We start from the raw sequence: 14,667 nt of genomic DNA, 5'->3' as shown, positions 1-14,667 counted from the left end.
AGAGTGCGTGTTAAGAAACACACAGGCACAGCGTCCTCATTCTGCCGCCGGTGCTTCCGCCATGACTTTCTTCGCGCGCAGTTCCTTCATCTTGTAGAACACCATGCAGGCGATAAAGAAGCCGACGCCGTAGAGGAGGCCGATGCGCTGTGTCGGGTCGACGAACAGGAAGCCCAGGATCAGCAGGCAGAAGGCGATGCAGAACAGCGGCAGGATCGGGTAAAGCGGCGCTTTGAACTTCAGGTCTTCGATGCGGCCGCCGTCCCGCACGTATTTTCTCCGGAACATGAACTGGCTGGCGGCGATGCCCATCCAGGAGATGGTCACGGAAATGCCGGCGACCGACATGAGGAGGACAAAGACGGCGTCGGCTTCCATGAAGCTCGTCAGGAGCGACAGGAGCGAGAAGACCATCGTGAAGAGCAGTGCGTTCAGCGGGACTTTCCGCTTGGTCAGCTTGCGGAACGTCGCCGGTGCCATCCCTTCCCCTGCCATCGACCAGAGAAGGCGTGTCGAAGCGTAGAGGCAGGAGTTGCCGACGGACAGGATGGCCGTCAGGATGATGAAGTTCATGATGTCCGCCGCAAACGGCACCCCGGCAATCGTCATGAGTGTGACAAATGGGCTTTCCAGAAGGCCGAGTTCGGACGCCGGAAAGATGGAGGACAAGATGATGATCGACGCAATGTAAAACAGGATGATGCGGACGAGGATCGTGCGGATTGCCCGCGGGATGTTTTTCTCCGGGTTTTCCGTTTCCCCTGCCGCGACCCCTACCAGTTCCGATCCCTGGTAGGAGAAAATGACGTTCATCATCGTCACAAAGACGATGGCAATCCCCGCCGGGAACAAGCCGGCCGGCGCGAGATTGCCGAGTCCCGGCGCCGGGCGGTCGGCGAGCGGGACCGCTCCGGAGATGGCCAGCACCCCGATGACGATGAAGGCGATCACCGCGAGCACCTTGATGCCGGCAAACCAGAACTCCGCTTCCGCGAAGCCCCGTGTCGACAGCGCGTTCAGCCCGAACAGGAGCAGCATGAAGGCCGCGCACCAGATCCAGACCGGCACATCCGGGAACCAGTGCTGCATCAGGATGCCCGCTGCGGTGAACTCCACGCCCGCGGTTGCCGCGGACCCGACAAAGTACATCCAGCCGAGCGAGAATCCGGCCGACGGGCTGATGAATTTCGTGGCGTATGTCTGGAAAGAACCGGTGACCGGCATATGGGTCGCGAGTTCCCCGAGGCACGTCATGACCATGTAGAGAATCAGGCCGCCGACAAGGTAGCCGAGAATGGCTCCGCCCGGTCCCGCCTGGTTGATCGTATAACCGGCGTTCAGGAACAGCCCGGTCCCGATCACCCCGCCGAGACTCAGCATGAGCAGATGCCGGCTTTTCATTGACCGATTCAGTTCCTGCGGCATCATGAGATTGCTTGGATCGTTCATGTTATCCCCCTGACCGGCGGCCCGTCCCCTTCCGATGAACCGCCTGGTTTTAATTTCCCTGAACGCGCTTACATAAATGGTCAATAGAACCAATTTTCAGTTTCTTGATTGTTTAAGGGAAGCCCGCATCCCCCTTGGTGTGCGGGCTTTTCCTGATGCATGGTTTCAGAACCGGAGCGATAAACAGCTCAGGCCGCCGTCCTGCTTCCGGATTTCACTCATGTCGAGTTCGATTGTCTGATAGCCGGCTTCCTCGATTTTGCGTTTGGTCTCCGGGTAACCGGCGGGGATGAGGACGTAATCGTTCACACGGATGCAGTTCGCGGAGTACTCGTCTTCTTTGCTGATGACGATCTGGTTGTAGTCCCCGAAGGCCGGATGGCCGACGAATTCACCGGCGACGATCAAATGGTTGTTGCCGAGATAGGCGATGCCCGTCTTCAGGTGGAAAAATTCCTTGAGCTGCAGGATATCGGCTTCGTAGCCTTCCTTCTCCAGAATCTCCTTGAGCTGGCGGGCCCCTTCTTCGTTTGTCCGCTCCGACAAACCGATGTAGAACCGGTTGTCCGCCTGGAGGACATCTCCCCCGTCCAGATAACCCGGGGCTTCAATGTGGTAGAACTTATTGTAGAAGTTTTTCAGTGCTTCCCCGATCGCCTCTTTTTCCCCGTTGCGGGAGTCGGCACCCGGGTTGGCGATGACGGCAAATTCCTTTGTAAGAACAGCCGGATCCTCGACAAAAACGGAGTCCGGATACTGTTCATCCGCCGGCAGCTCGGTGACTTCAACACCGCAGGTTTTCAGCGCTTCCACGTATGCATGGTGCTGTGCGACCACTTTTTCATAGTCGGGCGTGCCGAGGTCGGACGTGGTCAGGCCGTTGACATAACTTGTTGCGGGTGCCTTGACGATGACGTTCTGGAATTGGGACATGGAGGATTTTCCTTTCTGGATGCGATTTTATTTCTTATTAATAAACAGTTCTCGGATGAGCGTCTCCAGCATGATCGGGAGCCTCCGGAAGGCGCTGTCGATATGGAGCCGTTCGGTGCGCTGATGGGCATCGCGGCCAAGCGGACCGATATTCAGCACGGGAGCCTGCAGCTGCTTCATGCCTTCGAACGGGATGCTGTATGTGTCTCCCCATACGGGTGTGTTCCGCTCGTAGGCCTGCCAGCCGTCGCCATCGTCCGTGTAGTTGACATAGCTCAGATCGCAGATGCCGTTGAAGTAGTGGACCTGGCCCAGTTCGCTTCCTAGCGTGCGTGCGGTTTCCTGCATGAGCGTGACCGCCTGTCTGACGAGCGGGTCTTCCGTCGAGTTGACCGCCGGGTAATAAGGCGGCGCGTACAGCAGGACAATTGCCGGCGCCAGTTCCTGGCACTCGATCATGAGCCGGTCCGCCACCGCGAAGCTCTGCTCCCGCTCGTCGCTGCCGGCCTTGGCGATCGCGTCCTCCTTGAGTTTCCGGACGGCATCCGCCCCGAGTTTTTCATCGGCATGGGCGACAAGCTGCTCGTACCGGCAGACACTGACCTCGCCGATCCCGCCCACGCCGTTGCGTCGGCACAGCTCGCGGTAGGCTGTGTTGCACGCGGACGCCGCGTCTCTTGCGGTCTGCTCGAACCTTTCCATGACATCCGCCGCCGTGCGTTTATACAGGAAAACATTGTAGAGTGCGGCAGCGCGGTACGGTGTCTGGGTGGAATACTGATCTTTCAGGTCCCGCTGGTAAAGCGACACCGGAAGCGGCGTTTTTTCCCCGTAAGCCGTTTCCTCGAATAGGGCGCTGAATTCCATCTGTTGCGTCAGATAGGAAGCGATGTAGTTCGCGGTCAGTCCCTGGAGCGGTTCCCCGACGTGGGTTTCCTTGCCGTAGAACAGCGCAGCCGGCATGATTTTGCCGATCGTGCCTGAATAGATGTATTCCTTCGTGTCCCCCGGTTCCTGTGTAAAAGACGGCTCGCCGTTCAGGAACAGGCTGTAGGAGAGGCCGTGTTTCCTTTCAAGATCGGTCAGGACATCCACCGCCGCCCTCATTCCCGCGGAATTGACTTCTTCATCCGGTACGGTGAGGAGCAGCAGGTTCACCGGCCACTTTTCGCCGATGGCCTGTTCGACCAGCGCGAGATGTGCGGTGAGCCCCGCCTTCATGTCCATCGTGCCGCGGCCGAACAGGTACTCGCCCGATTCCAGGTCGGCACGCGCTTCCTTGTGCAGCGTGTGCTTCCACTCATGAAGCTTCGCTGTCAGTTCTTCCGGCAGCGTGGACAGCGCCTGAAGGCTTCCATATTCGTCGGTCTGGACCGTGTCGAAGTGACTGATGAGAACGACCGTCTCGTCGGCATCCGGGTGCCTGTACAGCGCGGTCACCGCATGGCGGCCGAGGCCGGCGTCATGAAGCCCGACCCGGTCCGGGTGCTGCGAAAAATAGGGCATGTCGCGGAGTTTGGTCTCAAGCCGCTGCGCAAACAGCCGCTCCCCCTCCGACAGTGTCCTGCTGTCCCAGCTCACAAGCTCGCAAAAAAGCGCGCGGCGCGCTTCCGGTGTATCCCATCGGCGTCCCATCGGCTGTTCCCCCTTGCTGGATGACTTTTTTTCATGGATCAGCGTCATGGCCGTCTCACGACCGGACAGGTCAGGCAAGTCGGCCCGCCGGTCCCCTTGTAGGAAATCTCGTCTCCTTTGTATTCATAAACCGTGGCACCGGCTTCCTCCAGGCCCGCTTTCGTCACGGGATTGCCCGCCGGAATCACCACGATGCGCGGGGCAAGCGCCAGTACGTTGCAGCCGATCTTGTCGTACTCGTCCTGCGGAACTTCGATCAGCCGGACCCCGTTTTCGACCAGACGCTGGCGGAGGAACACCGGCATGAGCGGCGAATAAACGACGGCCAGGTCCTTGTCGACAATGCTGAGGAAAGACATCAGGTGCAGGCACTCCGCCTCCCCGCGGTCATGCGGAAGCTGGACTTCGATGAAATCATCAACGAAAGGCGCTGTGATTTCCCGCAGTTGTCGGATCGCTTCATCATTCGTCCGGTAGCCCCTGCCGACTGCAATCGTCCGGTCATCGACCCAGACGATATCCCCGCCGTCGGAAACTGCGTCTCCTTCGAGCTCGCCGATGACCGGTATGCCTTTTTCCTCCAGGAACCGTTTGTAGACGGGCGCTTCCGGCTGCCGGAGCGATTTTCCGGACTTCAGGATGATGGCCCCCGCCGGCGTGAACTTGACCGGGTCATGCGCGTAGAGGGAGTCGAGCCCCGTCTCCTCCGCCTCCGGCAGATAGTCAATCTGCGGAACGTGCTTTTCCAGTATTCCGAGGAACGTTTCATATTCACGGAGCGCTTCCGCATAATCCGGAACGCTCACGTAGTTGAATGTCCGCCAGTGTTCATCAAGGTGCTCCTGGCTCTTGAACGCTTCTTGCGGCCGCTTGACGATGACCCGTTGCATCGGTTGATACATCGATGAAAGATAAGACATGATCAGGCCCTCCTTTTTCCGATAAACGGAAAGCAATTTCATTGATTGGAAACTTATTGTTCTCAATATAGTCAATGCATGCTATACTGTCAATATATTTTGAAATTTCCGCTTGGCGGAAAAGTGAGGGATCACCTACCCATGCAGGCACTTGAACGATCGATGAAAATAGCGGCGCTTTTATCAGACGCTGATCAGGGGGAGATGAGCATTTCCGAGCTGTCCGCCCAAAGCGGGCTTGCGCTCAGCACGATGCACCGGATTCTTCAGGGAATGGCCCGGCAGCGTATGGTGGAGCAGGACGAGCAAACCAAACTGTACCGCCTCGGTCCGGTGTGGATGGAATACGGCCTGCGGCTCTATGATTCGATGGACTACGTCACGAAAATCCGCCCCGAGCTCGAGCGGCTGTCACGGGAAGTCAAGGAAAGCGTTTATCTGAGCCGGCCGTCCGGCAATGAGGCGATTGTCATGGAGCGCATCGACAGCGAGGAAAACCCGATCCGCATCAATGACCCGCTCGGCATCCGGATCCCTCTCCATATCGGAGCGGCCAATAAGGCGATCCTGGCGGCCATGCCGGAAGACCGCGTCAGGCGGATCGTCGAAACCCTCATTCCTGAAGAAAAGCGGGACGACTTCTACATCAAACTTCAGCAAATCCGCGATGCCGGCTTTGCCGAAAGCCACGGCGAACGCACCCCAGGCACCGCTTCCGTCGCCGTCGCCGTCAAGGACGGGCTCGGCGAGGTGATCGGCGCCGTCTCAATCGGCTTCCTCGACTACGGGCTGGAGAACGAACGGCTTGCTTATCTGTCGGAGAAGGTGATGGAAGCGGGTGACCGGATCGGGAGGAAACTGGGGGCTGGGTGAGGTTTGCTTAACACTCGTGGCGCCTTTCTTGCTCATCCCCAACACAGCAAAACCCCCTCGCCGAAGCGAGGGGGTTCTTCTTATGATCAGTTTCCGTTGTAGTAGATCGGTGCGTCCGGACCGAGCGGAAGGCCGAGGACCATCCAGATGATGAGGACGGCCGACCAGACGATCAGGAACGCCATGGAGTAAGGGAACATCGTGGAGACGAGTGTCCCGATCCCCATTTTCTTATCGTACTTTTGTGCGAATGCGATGATGATGGCAAAGTACGTCATGAGCGGCGAGATGATGTTGGTCGAGGAGTCCGCGACGCGGTACGCCATCTGCGTGAGCTCCGGCGAGTAGCCGAGCTGCATCATGATCGGCACGAAGATCGGTGCCATCATGGCCCACTTTGCCGAAGCGGAGCCGATGAACAGGTTGATGAACGCGGCAATCGCGATAAACAGCAGGACGAGCGGAATGCCTTCCAGCTTGATGCTCTGCAGGAATTCTGCGCCGTAGACGCCGAGGACGAGACCCATACCCGACTCGGAGAAGTAAGCGACGAACTGGGCGGCGGTAAAGCTGAGGACGATGAACATTCCCATCGTCGCCATCGTCTTGCCCATCATTTCGGCGACGTCTTTGTCGCTGCGGATCGCTTTGGTGACCACTCCGTAGACCACGCCCGGGATAAAGAACAGAATGGCGATGATCGGAACGAGCGAGCTCATGAACGGCGAGCGAATGATCGGCATATCCCCTTCATCCCCGCGGAGAGGCGCGCCCGGAATCAGGACGAGCAGTGCCATCAGTGCCGCTGCGACGAGAAGGGAAACAGTTGCCCACACAAGGCCCTTTTTCTCAACAGCCGTGAGCTTGTCCATGCTTTCGCGGAACTCGCCCTTATATTCGCCGAGACGCGGCTCGACGATTTTCTCCGTGACCCATGCCCCGACGAATGTCAGGACAAAGACAGAGATGATGATGAAGTAGTAGTTCATGGCAATATTCATGCCGTCGGCGTACGCCGGGTCCATGATGGCTGCGCCGAGGATCGTCAGCTCACCGAGCAGCGCGTCCGTGCCCGACAAAAGCAGGTTCGCGCTGAACCCTCCGGATACCCCGGCAAATGCGGCGGCAAGGCCCGCCAGCGGGTGCCGGCCGAGCGCGGCGAAGATGACCGCGCCGAGCGGCGGCAGGACGACATAGCCCGCATCGGATGCGACGGACGACATGACCCCCGCGAACACCAGGCCGAGCGTGATCAGACGCTTCGGCACCGACATGACGAAGCCGCGCAGGAGCGCGGAGATGAGGCCGGAATGTTCCGCGACCCCGATGCCGAGCATCGTGAGGAGGACGACGCCGAGCGGCGCAAAACCGATGAAGTTATCGGTCATGCTCGTGAATATGTAGTGGATTCCCTCTTTATTGAGAAGGTTCTTGACCTCGATGATCTCCCCTTCTTTGCCCGGGTGCTCTACCGAGATGCCGAAGGACGAGACGATCGCTGAAAGGACCAGCACAAGAAGTGCCAGCCCGGCGAACAGCGTGACCGGATGGGGCAGCTTGTTCCCGACCGTTTCGATCATATCGAGGAATTTTTGGACGAACCCTTTTTTCTTGTTCGCTTCCATGTTTTCTCCTTTCTTAGATGACAATTAATATTCAGTCATTTTAGCGTTCGGAAAATTACGCTTTGGTCAGTATATCGCGGACCGGGAAAGAAATGAAGGCGGTTTCAATATGTTCTAATTGGGAGAATTGGGGGAACCTTTGCAATCTGAGGGCCCGGGGGAGATCCGGCCTGGACTGGAAGGTCGAAGATCTGCTTCACACTCGCGGCGCTTTTCTTAACACTCAGAGAGGTTTCCTTAACACTCCCACCGCGCCTGAATATCCGCAAAGAAATAAAGCCCCTGCCCGGGGCAGGAGCTTCCAGTTATCACTCGTCTTCTTCGGACTGGCGGCTTGTCTGTTCAGGAAGCGTGTCCCAGAACGACGTGTCTTTCGAGTCAATCGAGCCGTCTCCAATCGCCTTGACGGTCGACTCCAGTGTCGTGATCGTCTGCTTGATCAGGTAGCCGTTGCTCTTTTGGCCGAGGACGTAGTCTTCGTATGCATGATCGGACATGCCGCGCATTTCAAAGAGAAGCGTGGAAATGCCGTATTCGACCGCAATGCCGTTACGGGAAATCGTTTCGGCCGATCCGCCCGGATACTTGCCCAGCGTGCCCCAGCCCTTCGGATTGATGGCATCATAAACGACCGCGCCGAGCTTTTTCGAGCCTTCGAGAACTTCAGGATCCACATTCGGCGTTGTCGGATACAGGATCGAGCCGGACACGAGCTCATCCCCGTTAATCACGCGGTCCGCGCCCTGGTGGTGCAGGTCAATCATATAATCGATGTCATACTTCTGCATGACATTAAAATGCAGTGCCTGTGTTTCCGGCTGGATCTTCGTGACGTGGTCGCGGTTCAGGTCGACGCCGAGCGCGTTGTAGCGCGTCAGGTGGCGGTCCCCGGAAGCGACATAGTCATCCAGCGAAAAGTCGACATCCCCCATCGCCCCGTCCGGATTCAGCATCGGCACGATCAGGATGTTGACGTTGTCCGTCACGCCCTTCATCTTGCCCGTCCCGAGATGCTTGATGAACTCAATCGCGCCTTCCGTCGTCAGCTGCTCGTTGCCGTGCTGCTGCGTCAGGAACAGGATCGTCGGGTTTTCCGGATTCTTCATGTACTTCACGAGATACAGATCGCGCCCTTTGACCGACTGGCCGATCACCTCAAGCTCCATGTCCTTCTGCTTGGCCTCCTGCGTCTGCAGGAACGACGCCAGCTCGCTGTACGTATGGAGAATCGACGTGTTGATCGTCTCATTTCCCCCGTAGTTCGGTCCGTTCCCTACCGCGCCCGCCTGCAATGGCGCCGCACTCAGAACGAGCGCCCCCGCGGCAACCAGGGATATCATCGTTTTCTTCATCTTCCCCACTCCCTTCGACTATCTGATTCTATCGTACACGCCAAAAGTAACCGCTTCCATATGGCGTTAGGCGGGTTTCCGGGCTTGTCCGCCGGGTCTTTACGAACCTTTCGGGGAAGAAAAGATGGGTCTTTTATCCTCTCTCATTGGCCGTTTGATTGAAAAAGAAGCCCGGCGGCTGCCGGGCCCTCTTCTCTGATTTTAGTCCGCCGGACGATAAGCGGTCAGCGGGATCTCCTCGTAATCTTCCGGATTCAGGTCATGGACGGAGCCGTCAGCAACGGCGTTCACGATGCCGAGAAGCCCGGTCTCCACCGCCTTCACAAGCTGGCCGCGTTTTTTCTGTCCGAACGACTGGGTCTGGCCGGTCACTTCAAACAGGACGGTGCCGCTGCCGTTCAGCGCATACGAACCGAGCGCCGTGCCCGGCAGGTCGAGCCCCTGCGAATAGAGCGTGATGTTGTTGAAGATTGAATCGCCCTTGGCTTGTAGTGCATCATAGGCAGCCACGTTCAGCTGTCGCGAAAAATCATAATTATATGTGTCCGCGTACCCGGCGTAGTCCGCGCCGTCAGGACTCGACGGATCCGGTACAAACTGCGCCGACAGCGACAGCGTCACTTCATCGGACGTGCCCTCGACGTAGTAGATGCCCTGGTGGTGAAGGTCGATGAAAACGTCGACTTTGCCGAACTCCCCGACGAGCGATTTGTAAACGTCACGGGACGTCTGGGATTCCGGTGTGATGAACCAGCCCGGGTCGGACGAGCTTCCCGGGAAGTCTTCCGGCTGCGGGACGTAATCGAGGTCCGGGTTGAAGTCACGGTTCACGTCGAAGCCCGGGTTTTTTCCGTAATCGTAGCTCTGGCTGATGCCGCGGTCCAGATAGTTCCACGACGGCTGTGCACCGCTGAGCTGAGGAAAGTCTTCGACCACATCCGCCCACGTCATCGTATTGCGGCGCTTGTCCCCGACGGATGCATCCGGGTTCATCATCGGCATGAAGACGAACGTGATCTCTTCACGGAGCTGCCCGGCATAAGGCGAACTGCCCGACACTGTCTTCAGGAGACTCAGGATCGCATCGGTCCCGGTCTTTTCGTTGCCGTGGATCTCGCTTTGGATGAGGACGACCTTATCCCCGGTACCGACCCGTGCCGTGTAGATATCGCGGCCCTGGTTTGACTGGCCCGCCACGTCAACCGACACCAGTCCCTTGCTCGTCTGCTCGATCTGCTGCAGCTTTTTCGTCAGCTCCGCATAATCGGTGAATCCTTTGATCGAAAACTCATGATGCGACTCTTCCTTCGCCAGCGCCTCCCCCGGTGCTGCAGGCAGGGCAATCCCTGCCGCCATGGCGATCGCCGCCGTCACGCCAACCCACTTCTTCATCCGTCCCCACACCCCTTCAAGTCTGTTCACCGCAAGAATAGCAATGATTGAGGAGTTGCTCAATACCTGTTTAAATATTCAGTTATTTGGATACAGAACGCTGTCGGATCGTTGGGAAAAGAAGTGCCGAACGGAGGGGCCGCGGGGTGATTCGATGGACGGAAACCGCGAGTCATTCCGTAGTTCGAAATAAATAGCGGATGGGGCCAAATACTCATTTTGTATAGGAAAAATTGAATCTTGGTTCCGTTTGGCCAAGCAAAATTGAACAACGGCCAAACCCGCGCCGCATAGCGGTTTCCGCCCTTCTTTCGGGCTTGGAAATTCCGTGGTACGGTGGAAGAAAATGAGAGGGACGGTGGGGGAAATCACGAAAAAAGGGGCGACTTACTGGAACGTATTTGCACACGAGCGCTTGCTGGAAGTGCTTCCCGATTGGGAGATCAAACGAAACGAATTGGAGCACCAGCAGAAAAACCGGAAAGCCGGGCTGGCGGGCGAGGAACGGGTATTGGAAGTGCTCCGTTCATCTGGGTTGCCGAACGACTGTGTGGTATTGTCTGATACCACTTTGGAGATTATTCCGGGTGTAACCATTCAGTTGGATGCTCTCGTCCTGACACCTGCAGTCATTCTGATTTTCGAAACCAAACAAATCGCAGGCCGGTTGCGCTTTGTCCAAAATCCTGCGCAACTTGAGAAAGTAGAGGACGGTAAGATCATCCTTTCCATGGACTGCCCTGCCGCCCAATTCGAGGACCAGCGGGCAAGTTTGGAAACTTGGCTTAGGATGCGGGGATTTTCCGTACCGATCGGCGGCTCCGTTGTCTTCACGACCAATCCGATCATCGAAACCATTCCTAAGGGGCTGCCAGTCATCAAGCTCCGCGAATTGCGCGGCTTCATTGCAAAGTCATTGCAATTCATACCTGTCATGAGTTTGCAAGAAGTAGAGATTCTCGCCAACACGATCCGGTCAAGCCTTTCTCCGTATATTCCCTATCCCCTGTTCAGGAAATATGGAATTGATCCGGAGAGGGTTGACTGGGGCCCCAGGTGCGATTGCGGCTATCTACTTGATAAAATCTCCGAGATGACGTGGTCGTGCCGCCCGTGTGGACTGCGTATCAAGGATCCGTATATAAAAACCTTGATGACCTGGTTTCTGCTGCGCAGCAATACCATTACAGTAAAGCAATTCTGCATAATATTTCAGTGCTCAAGGAGAACCGGGGTGCGGGTGCTGAATCGGCTCCCGCTCACGAGAAAGGGGAACGCCCGGTCGACTTATTACGAGATCGACTATCGCCAACTTGATCTCTTTGAGAGGTGAATGTCCCGATACCCCTTGCGAATGTCTCAATACACCGCCTGAATGTCCCGATACTGCCTATGAATGTCTCGATACCGCCTATGAATGTCTCAATACTGCCTATGAATGTCTCGATACCGCCTATGAATGTCTCAATACACCGCCTGAATGTCTCAATACACCGCCTGAATGTCTCAATACGCCCCCGCCCACAAAAAAACCCCGCAGCAGCGGGGTTTTCACTTTCAACTTACATCCACACGATCCATGCCAGCACCGCGGCGATGACGAGGCGGTAGATGGCGAATGGGGTGAGTTTGATGCGGTCGATGAGTTTGAGGAAAAATTTGATCGACAGGAGGGCGAAGACGAACGCGCTCACGAAGCCGACGATGTAGAAGGACAGGTAGTCCATCGACATCATGTCCATGTTTTTCACGACGGAGACGAGGCTCGCGCCGGCCATGATCGGGACGGCCATGATGAAGGTGAAGTCGGCGGCCGTTTTGTGGCTGAGGCCGAACAGGACACCGCCGGAAATGGTCGCGCCGGAGCGCGAGAAGCCCGGCCAGAGCGAGAGGCACTGGACGAGGCCGATCGAGAAGGCCTGTTTGTACGTCAGCTGGTCAAGCGACGTGACGCGCGGCGTTTTCGGGCCGAATTTGTCGGCCGCGATCATCAGGATCGCTCCGGCGACAAGCGCCCAGATGACGGTCTCCACACTGAACAGGTGGTCGTCGATAAAGTCCTTGAATGCGAAGCCGAGCACGACGGCCGGCAGCATGCCGATGATGACGTGCATCAGGTTGAACCGCGTGCTTCCGCCTTCGCGCGTTTCCACCTGGTACAGCCCGATCAGGCTGAACAGGCGCTTCCAGAATACAAAGACGACGGCCAGGATCGACCCGAGCTGGATGACGATCTTGAACGTGTTCGCCGGGTACTTTCCGAGGAATTCTTCCGTCTTCAGCCACATGTCGTCGACGATGATCAGATGGCCGGTCGAGGAGACCGGCGCAAACTCCGTCATCCCTTCGACGAAGCCTAAAATGATTGCTTTTAACAGGTCAAACCAATCCATATTTCATTAAGCCCGCTTTCTTCTGAAGTTGATGTACCAGATTATTGCCGCGATCCCCAGCACAGTGATGATCGCATATGCAACATTAGAATAAATATCCATATACCCTACAATTCTTTCCCAGTTGTCCCCGACAGCGGCTCCAAGCGACACGAGGACGGTGTTCCAGATCAGGCTGCCGAGAGTCGTCAGGAGGAGAAACAGAAGGAAATTCATGTTCGACATGCCCGCCGGGAGCGAGATCAGGCTCCGGATCAGCGGCACGAGCCGGCAGAAAAACACCGTCCACGGCCCATATTTATCGAACCACGCATCCGCCTGATGGATGTCGTCCCGGGTCAGGCGGAGCACCTTTCCCCAGCGGTCCACAATCTTCCCGAGCCGCTCCACACCGAGCAGCAGCCCGATGCCGTACAGAATGACGGCGCCCGCGACGGAACCTGCCGTCGCAGCCGCGATCACCCCGATTTTCGTGAGCGAACTGGCCGTCGTCATGAACCCGCCGAACGTCAGGATCACCTCGGACGGAATCGGCGGGAACACATTCTCCAGCATGATCAGCACAAACACACCGGCATATCCGAACTGCTCCATGACGTCCGTGATCCAATTCTCCATCGGGTTCCTCCAAATTTCAGCCTTTAGACAGTTTACTAGACATCCCTGTTTTTGGGAAGACGGGCCGTGCGCCGCTTTGGCCGGACGGCCTGCAGGCGGCGTGGGACGCGCTTCCGGAGTTCATAAAGACGCAGCGGGCCATGGAAGGTTCCCTGTTATTCCTCTTCCCCGGCAATGGTGATCGACCGGTCGATCCGGAGTGTGAAATGGACGGTCTTCCCGGAATTTGCCGGCACCGTAACCGGGAGCAGGACGTCGCTGAATTTCCGCTCCGCCGGAAGATCCGACTCGGCGATATCCCAGTGGCGATCATGGACCGGGTGCCGGACGATGACCGTGACCGGGACGTCCTTCGCGTTCCGGATGTTGTACATGTAGGATTCAAAGTCGTAACGGCCCTCTTTCCCTGAGGACGTGCGCCCGGAATCCACGGTGATGTCGAATGCGCTGCGGAGCCGGAGGCGGACCCGCTCGCCCTTGGCGGTGTGCCCGATCCGGTCTTCTCCCACGAATTCCGCCGTGCCGTCTGCCGGGTTGTTCCGGTAGAACTTCACCGTCCCCTGCGGCAGCGGGAAACCGAGGCCGGCTTTTCCGGTGTTGTCGAACTCAAAGAAAATGGCCGGATTGCGGTCATACGGTCCCGCTTCGTAAATGGTGCGTCCTTTGGCTTTCTCCGCTCCGATTAGCCGGACCTGTTTTTGCTGGCGGTCCTTGATCGTTATGGTGCCCGGGATGGTATAAAGGTGGTAATCGGCGAATGATTCGGGTTCCGGCATGCTGTGCTCCGGGATAGCGCTGTAAACCAGATACGGTTCCGACTCTTCCGCCCGGTGAACCTCACCGGCAAGCACCCGGAGCACCGCATCCTCGTACGTCATCCCCGACTCATTCCGGAGCGTCATCCAGCCGGTCAGGCTGAACCCTTCTTCCGCGCCTGATTCCGCAGGCAGCGAGATGACATAGTCCGTCTCCCACGACATCCCCTTTGTCAGGTAGCTGACGCGGACCACCTCTGATGCGGGCGGCTTCGCATGCCAGACAAGCGCCGGCGTCAAAATCAGCCCGCCCGGCAGCTCCGGCAGGCGGACCTGCCCTTTCGGATCAAGGACGATCTCGCCCGTCTCCAGATCCTCCACGACCAACCCGTTCGCGACGCTCAACAGGCGGTAACGCGAGCGTTTGCCGGATTCCGTGGCGATGATCGTGAGCTCTTTCCCGATATACTTCTCCAATAATTTATTCTTGTCCACAAGGTCGTATTCATAATTCATCTCCCGGATAGCGAGCCCTTCCGCAAGAATGGACTCGGTCTCGATCCGCTGTGCGACGTCCAGATAGCGCAGCACCCCGTCAGCCGGAAACTCCGGCAGCTTCCTCGTTTCCTTGACCAGCGCGAAACCATCGTTGTAGACGGTCAGCGCGCGCGACACCGCGCTCTTGCCCGAAATGTCAGCCGGCATGAATATCCCCCCTGTTC

12 protein-coding genes are annotated in these 14,667 nt (G+C 57.5%); 2 read left to right on the top strand and 10 right to left on the bottom strand.

The window, feature by feature from the left end:
- Positions 1-36 precede the first annotated feature (36 nt).
- From BLT01_RS02515 to BLT01_RS02500, 4 genes are all read right to left on the bottom strand, one after another.
- Positions 37-1,449 carry an amino acid permease gene (locus BLT01_RS02515; RefSeq protein ID WP_245696845.1) on the bottom strand — a complete coding sequence of 471 codons (1,413 nt, stop codon included), beginning with the start codon at positions 1,447-1,449 and terminating at the stop codon, positions 37-39.
- Between the two features lie 165 nt (positions 1,450-1,614).
- Complete coding sequence (locus tag BLT01_RS02510; RefSeq protein WP_092094254.1) at positions 1,615-2,382, bottom strand: dimethylarginine dimethylaminohydrolase family protein; 768 nt, start codon at positions 2,380-2,382, stop codon at positions 1,615-1,617.
- A gap of 27 nt (positions 2,383-2,409) precedes the next feature.
- The gene (locus BLT01_RS02505) at positions 2,410-4,017 is read right to left on the bottom strand and encodes a M20/M25/M40 family metallo-hydrolase (protein WP_092094527.1); all 1,608 of its coding nucleotides are present in this window, start codon (positions 4,015-4,017) and stop codon (positions 2,410-2,412) included.
- A gap of 44 nt (positions 4,018-4,061) precedes the next feature.
- Positions 4,062-4,937 (bottom strand): dimethylarginine dimethylaminohydrolase family protein, encoded by an 876-nt coding sequence (locus BLT01_RS02500; protein ID WP_092094252.1) that lies wholly within the window; start codon positions 4,935-4,937, stop codon positions 4,062-4,064.
- Positions 4,938-5,078: 141 nt separating this feature from the next.
- Between BLT01_RS02500 and BLT01_RS02495 the strand changes: the two genes are divergently transcribed.
- Positions 5,079-5,810: an IclR family transcriptional regulator gene (locus tag BLT01_RS02495; protein ID WP_092094250.1), complete on the top strand. Its 732-nt coding sequence runs from the start codon at positions 5,079-5,081 to the stop codon at positions 5,808-5,810.
- Between the two features lie 86 nt (positions 5,811-5,896).
- Here BLT01_RS02495 and BLT01_RS02490 read toward each other — a convergent pair whose 3' ends face one another.
- From BLT01_RS02490 to BLT01_RS02480, 3 genes are all read right to left on the bottom strand, one after another.
- Positions 5,897-7,435 (bottom strand): AbgT family transporter, encoded by a 1,539-nt coding sequence (locus BLT01_RS02490; protein WP_092094248.1) that lies wholly within the window; start codon positions 7,433-7,435, stop codon positions 5,897-5,899.
- A 308-nt stretch (positions 7,436-7,743) separates the two neighbouring features.
- Positions 7,744-8,787: a M14 family zinc carboxypeptidase gene (locus BLT01_RS02485; protein WP_092094246.1), complete on the bottom strand. Its 1,044-nt coding sequence runs from the start codon at positions 8,785-8,787 to the stop codon at positions 7,744-7,746.
- Between the two features lie 201 nt (positions 8,788-8,988).
- Positions 8,989-10,179, bottom strand: a complete 1,191-nt coding sequence (locus tag BLT01_RS02480) for a M14 family zinc carboxypeptidase (protein WP_092094244.1) — start codon at positions 10,177-10,179, stop codon at positions 8,989-8,991.
- Between the two features lie 346 nt (positions 10,180-10,525).
- Between BLT01_RS02480 and BLT01_RS02475 the strand changes: the two genes are divergently transcribed.
- Positions 10,526-11,512 carry a nuclease-related domain-containing protein gene (locus BLT01_RS02475; RefSeq protein WP_092094242.1) on the top strand — a complete coding sequence of 329 codons (987 nt, stop codon included), beginning with the start codon at positions 10,526-10,528 and terminating at the stop codon, positions 11,510-11,512.
- Between the two features lie 229 nt (positions 11,513-11,741).
- On the opposite strand, the gene BLT01_RS02470 is transcribed toward BLT01_RS02475, so the two are convergent.
- From BLT01_RS02470 to BLT01_RS02460, 3 genes are all read right to left on the bottom strand, one after another.
- Positions 11,742-12,572: an undecaprenyl-diphosphate phosphatase gene (locus BLT01_RS02470; RefSeq protein ID WP_092094240.1), complete on the bottom strand. Its 831-nt coding sequence runs from the start codon at positions 12,570-12,572 to the stop codon at positions 11,742-11,744.
- A 6-nt stretch (positions 12,573-12,578) separates the two neighbouring features.
- Positions 12,579-13,190: a DedA family protein gene (locus BLT01_RS02465; RefSeq protein WP_092094238.1), complete on the bottom strand. Its 612-nt coding sequence runs from the start codon at positions 13,188-13,190 to the stop codon at positions 12,579-12,581.
- Positions 13,191-13,345: 155 nt separating this feature from the next.
- Positions 13,346-14,650, bottom strand: coding sequence for a DUF4139 domain-containing protein (locus tag BLT01_RS02460; RefSeq protein ID WP_092094236.1), 1,305 nt, complete (start codon positions 14,648-14,650; stop codon positions 13,346-13,348).
- Positions 14,651-14,667: the final 17 nt, after the last annotated feature.

This window comes from Bhargavaea beijingensis (genome assembly GCF_900101985.1).
GTDB lineage: Bacteria > Bacillota > Bacilli > Bacillales_A > Planococcaceae > Bhargavaea > Bhargavaea beijingensis.
This window is presented reverse-complemented; position numbering and strand designations above follow the sequence as displayed.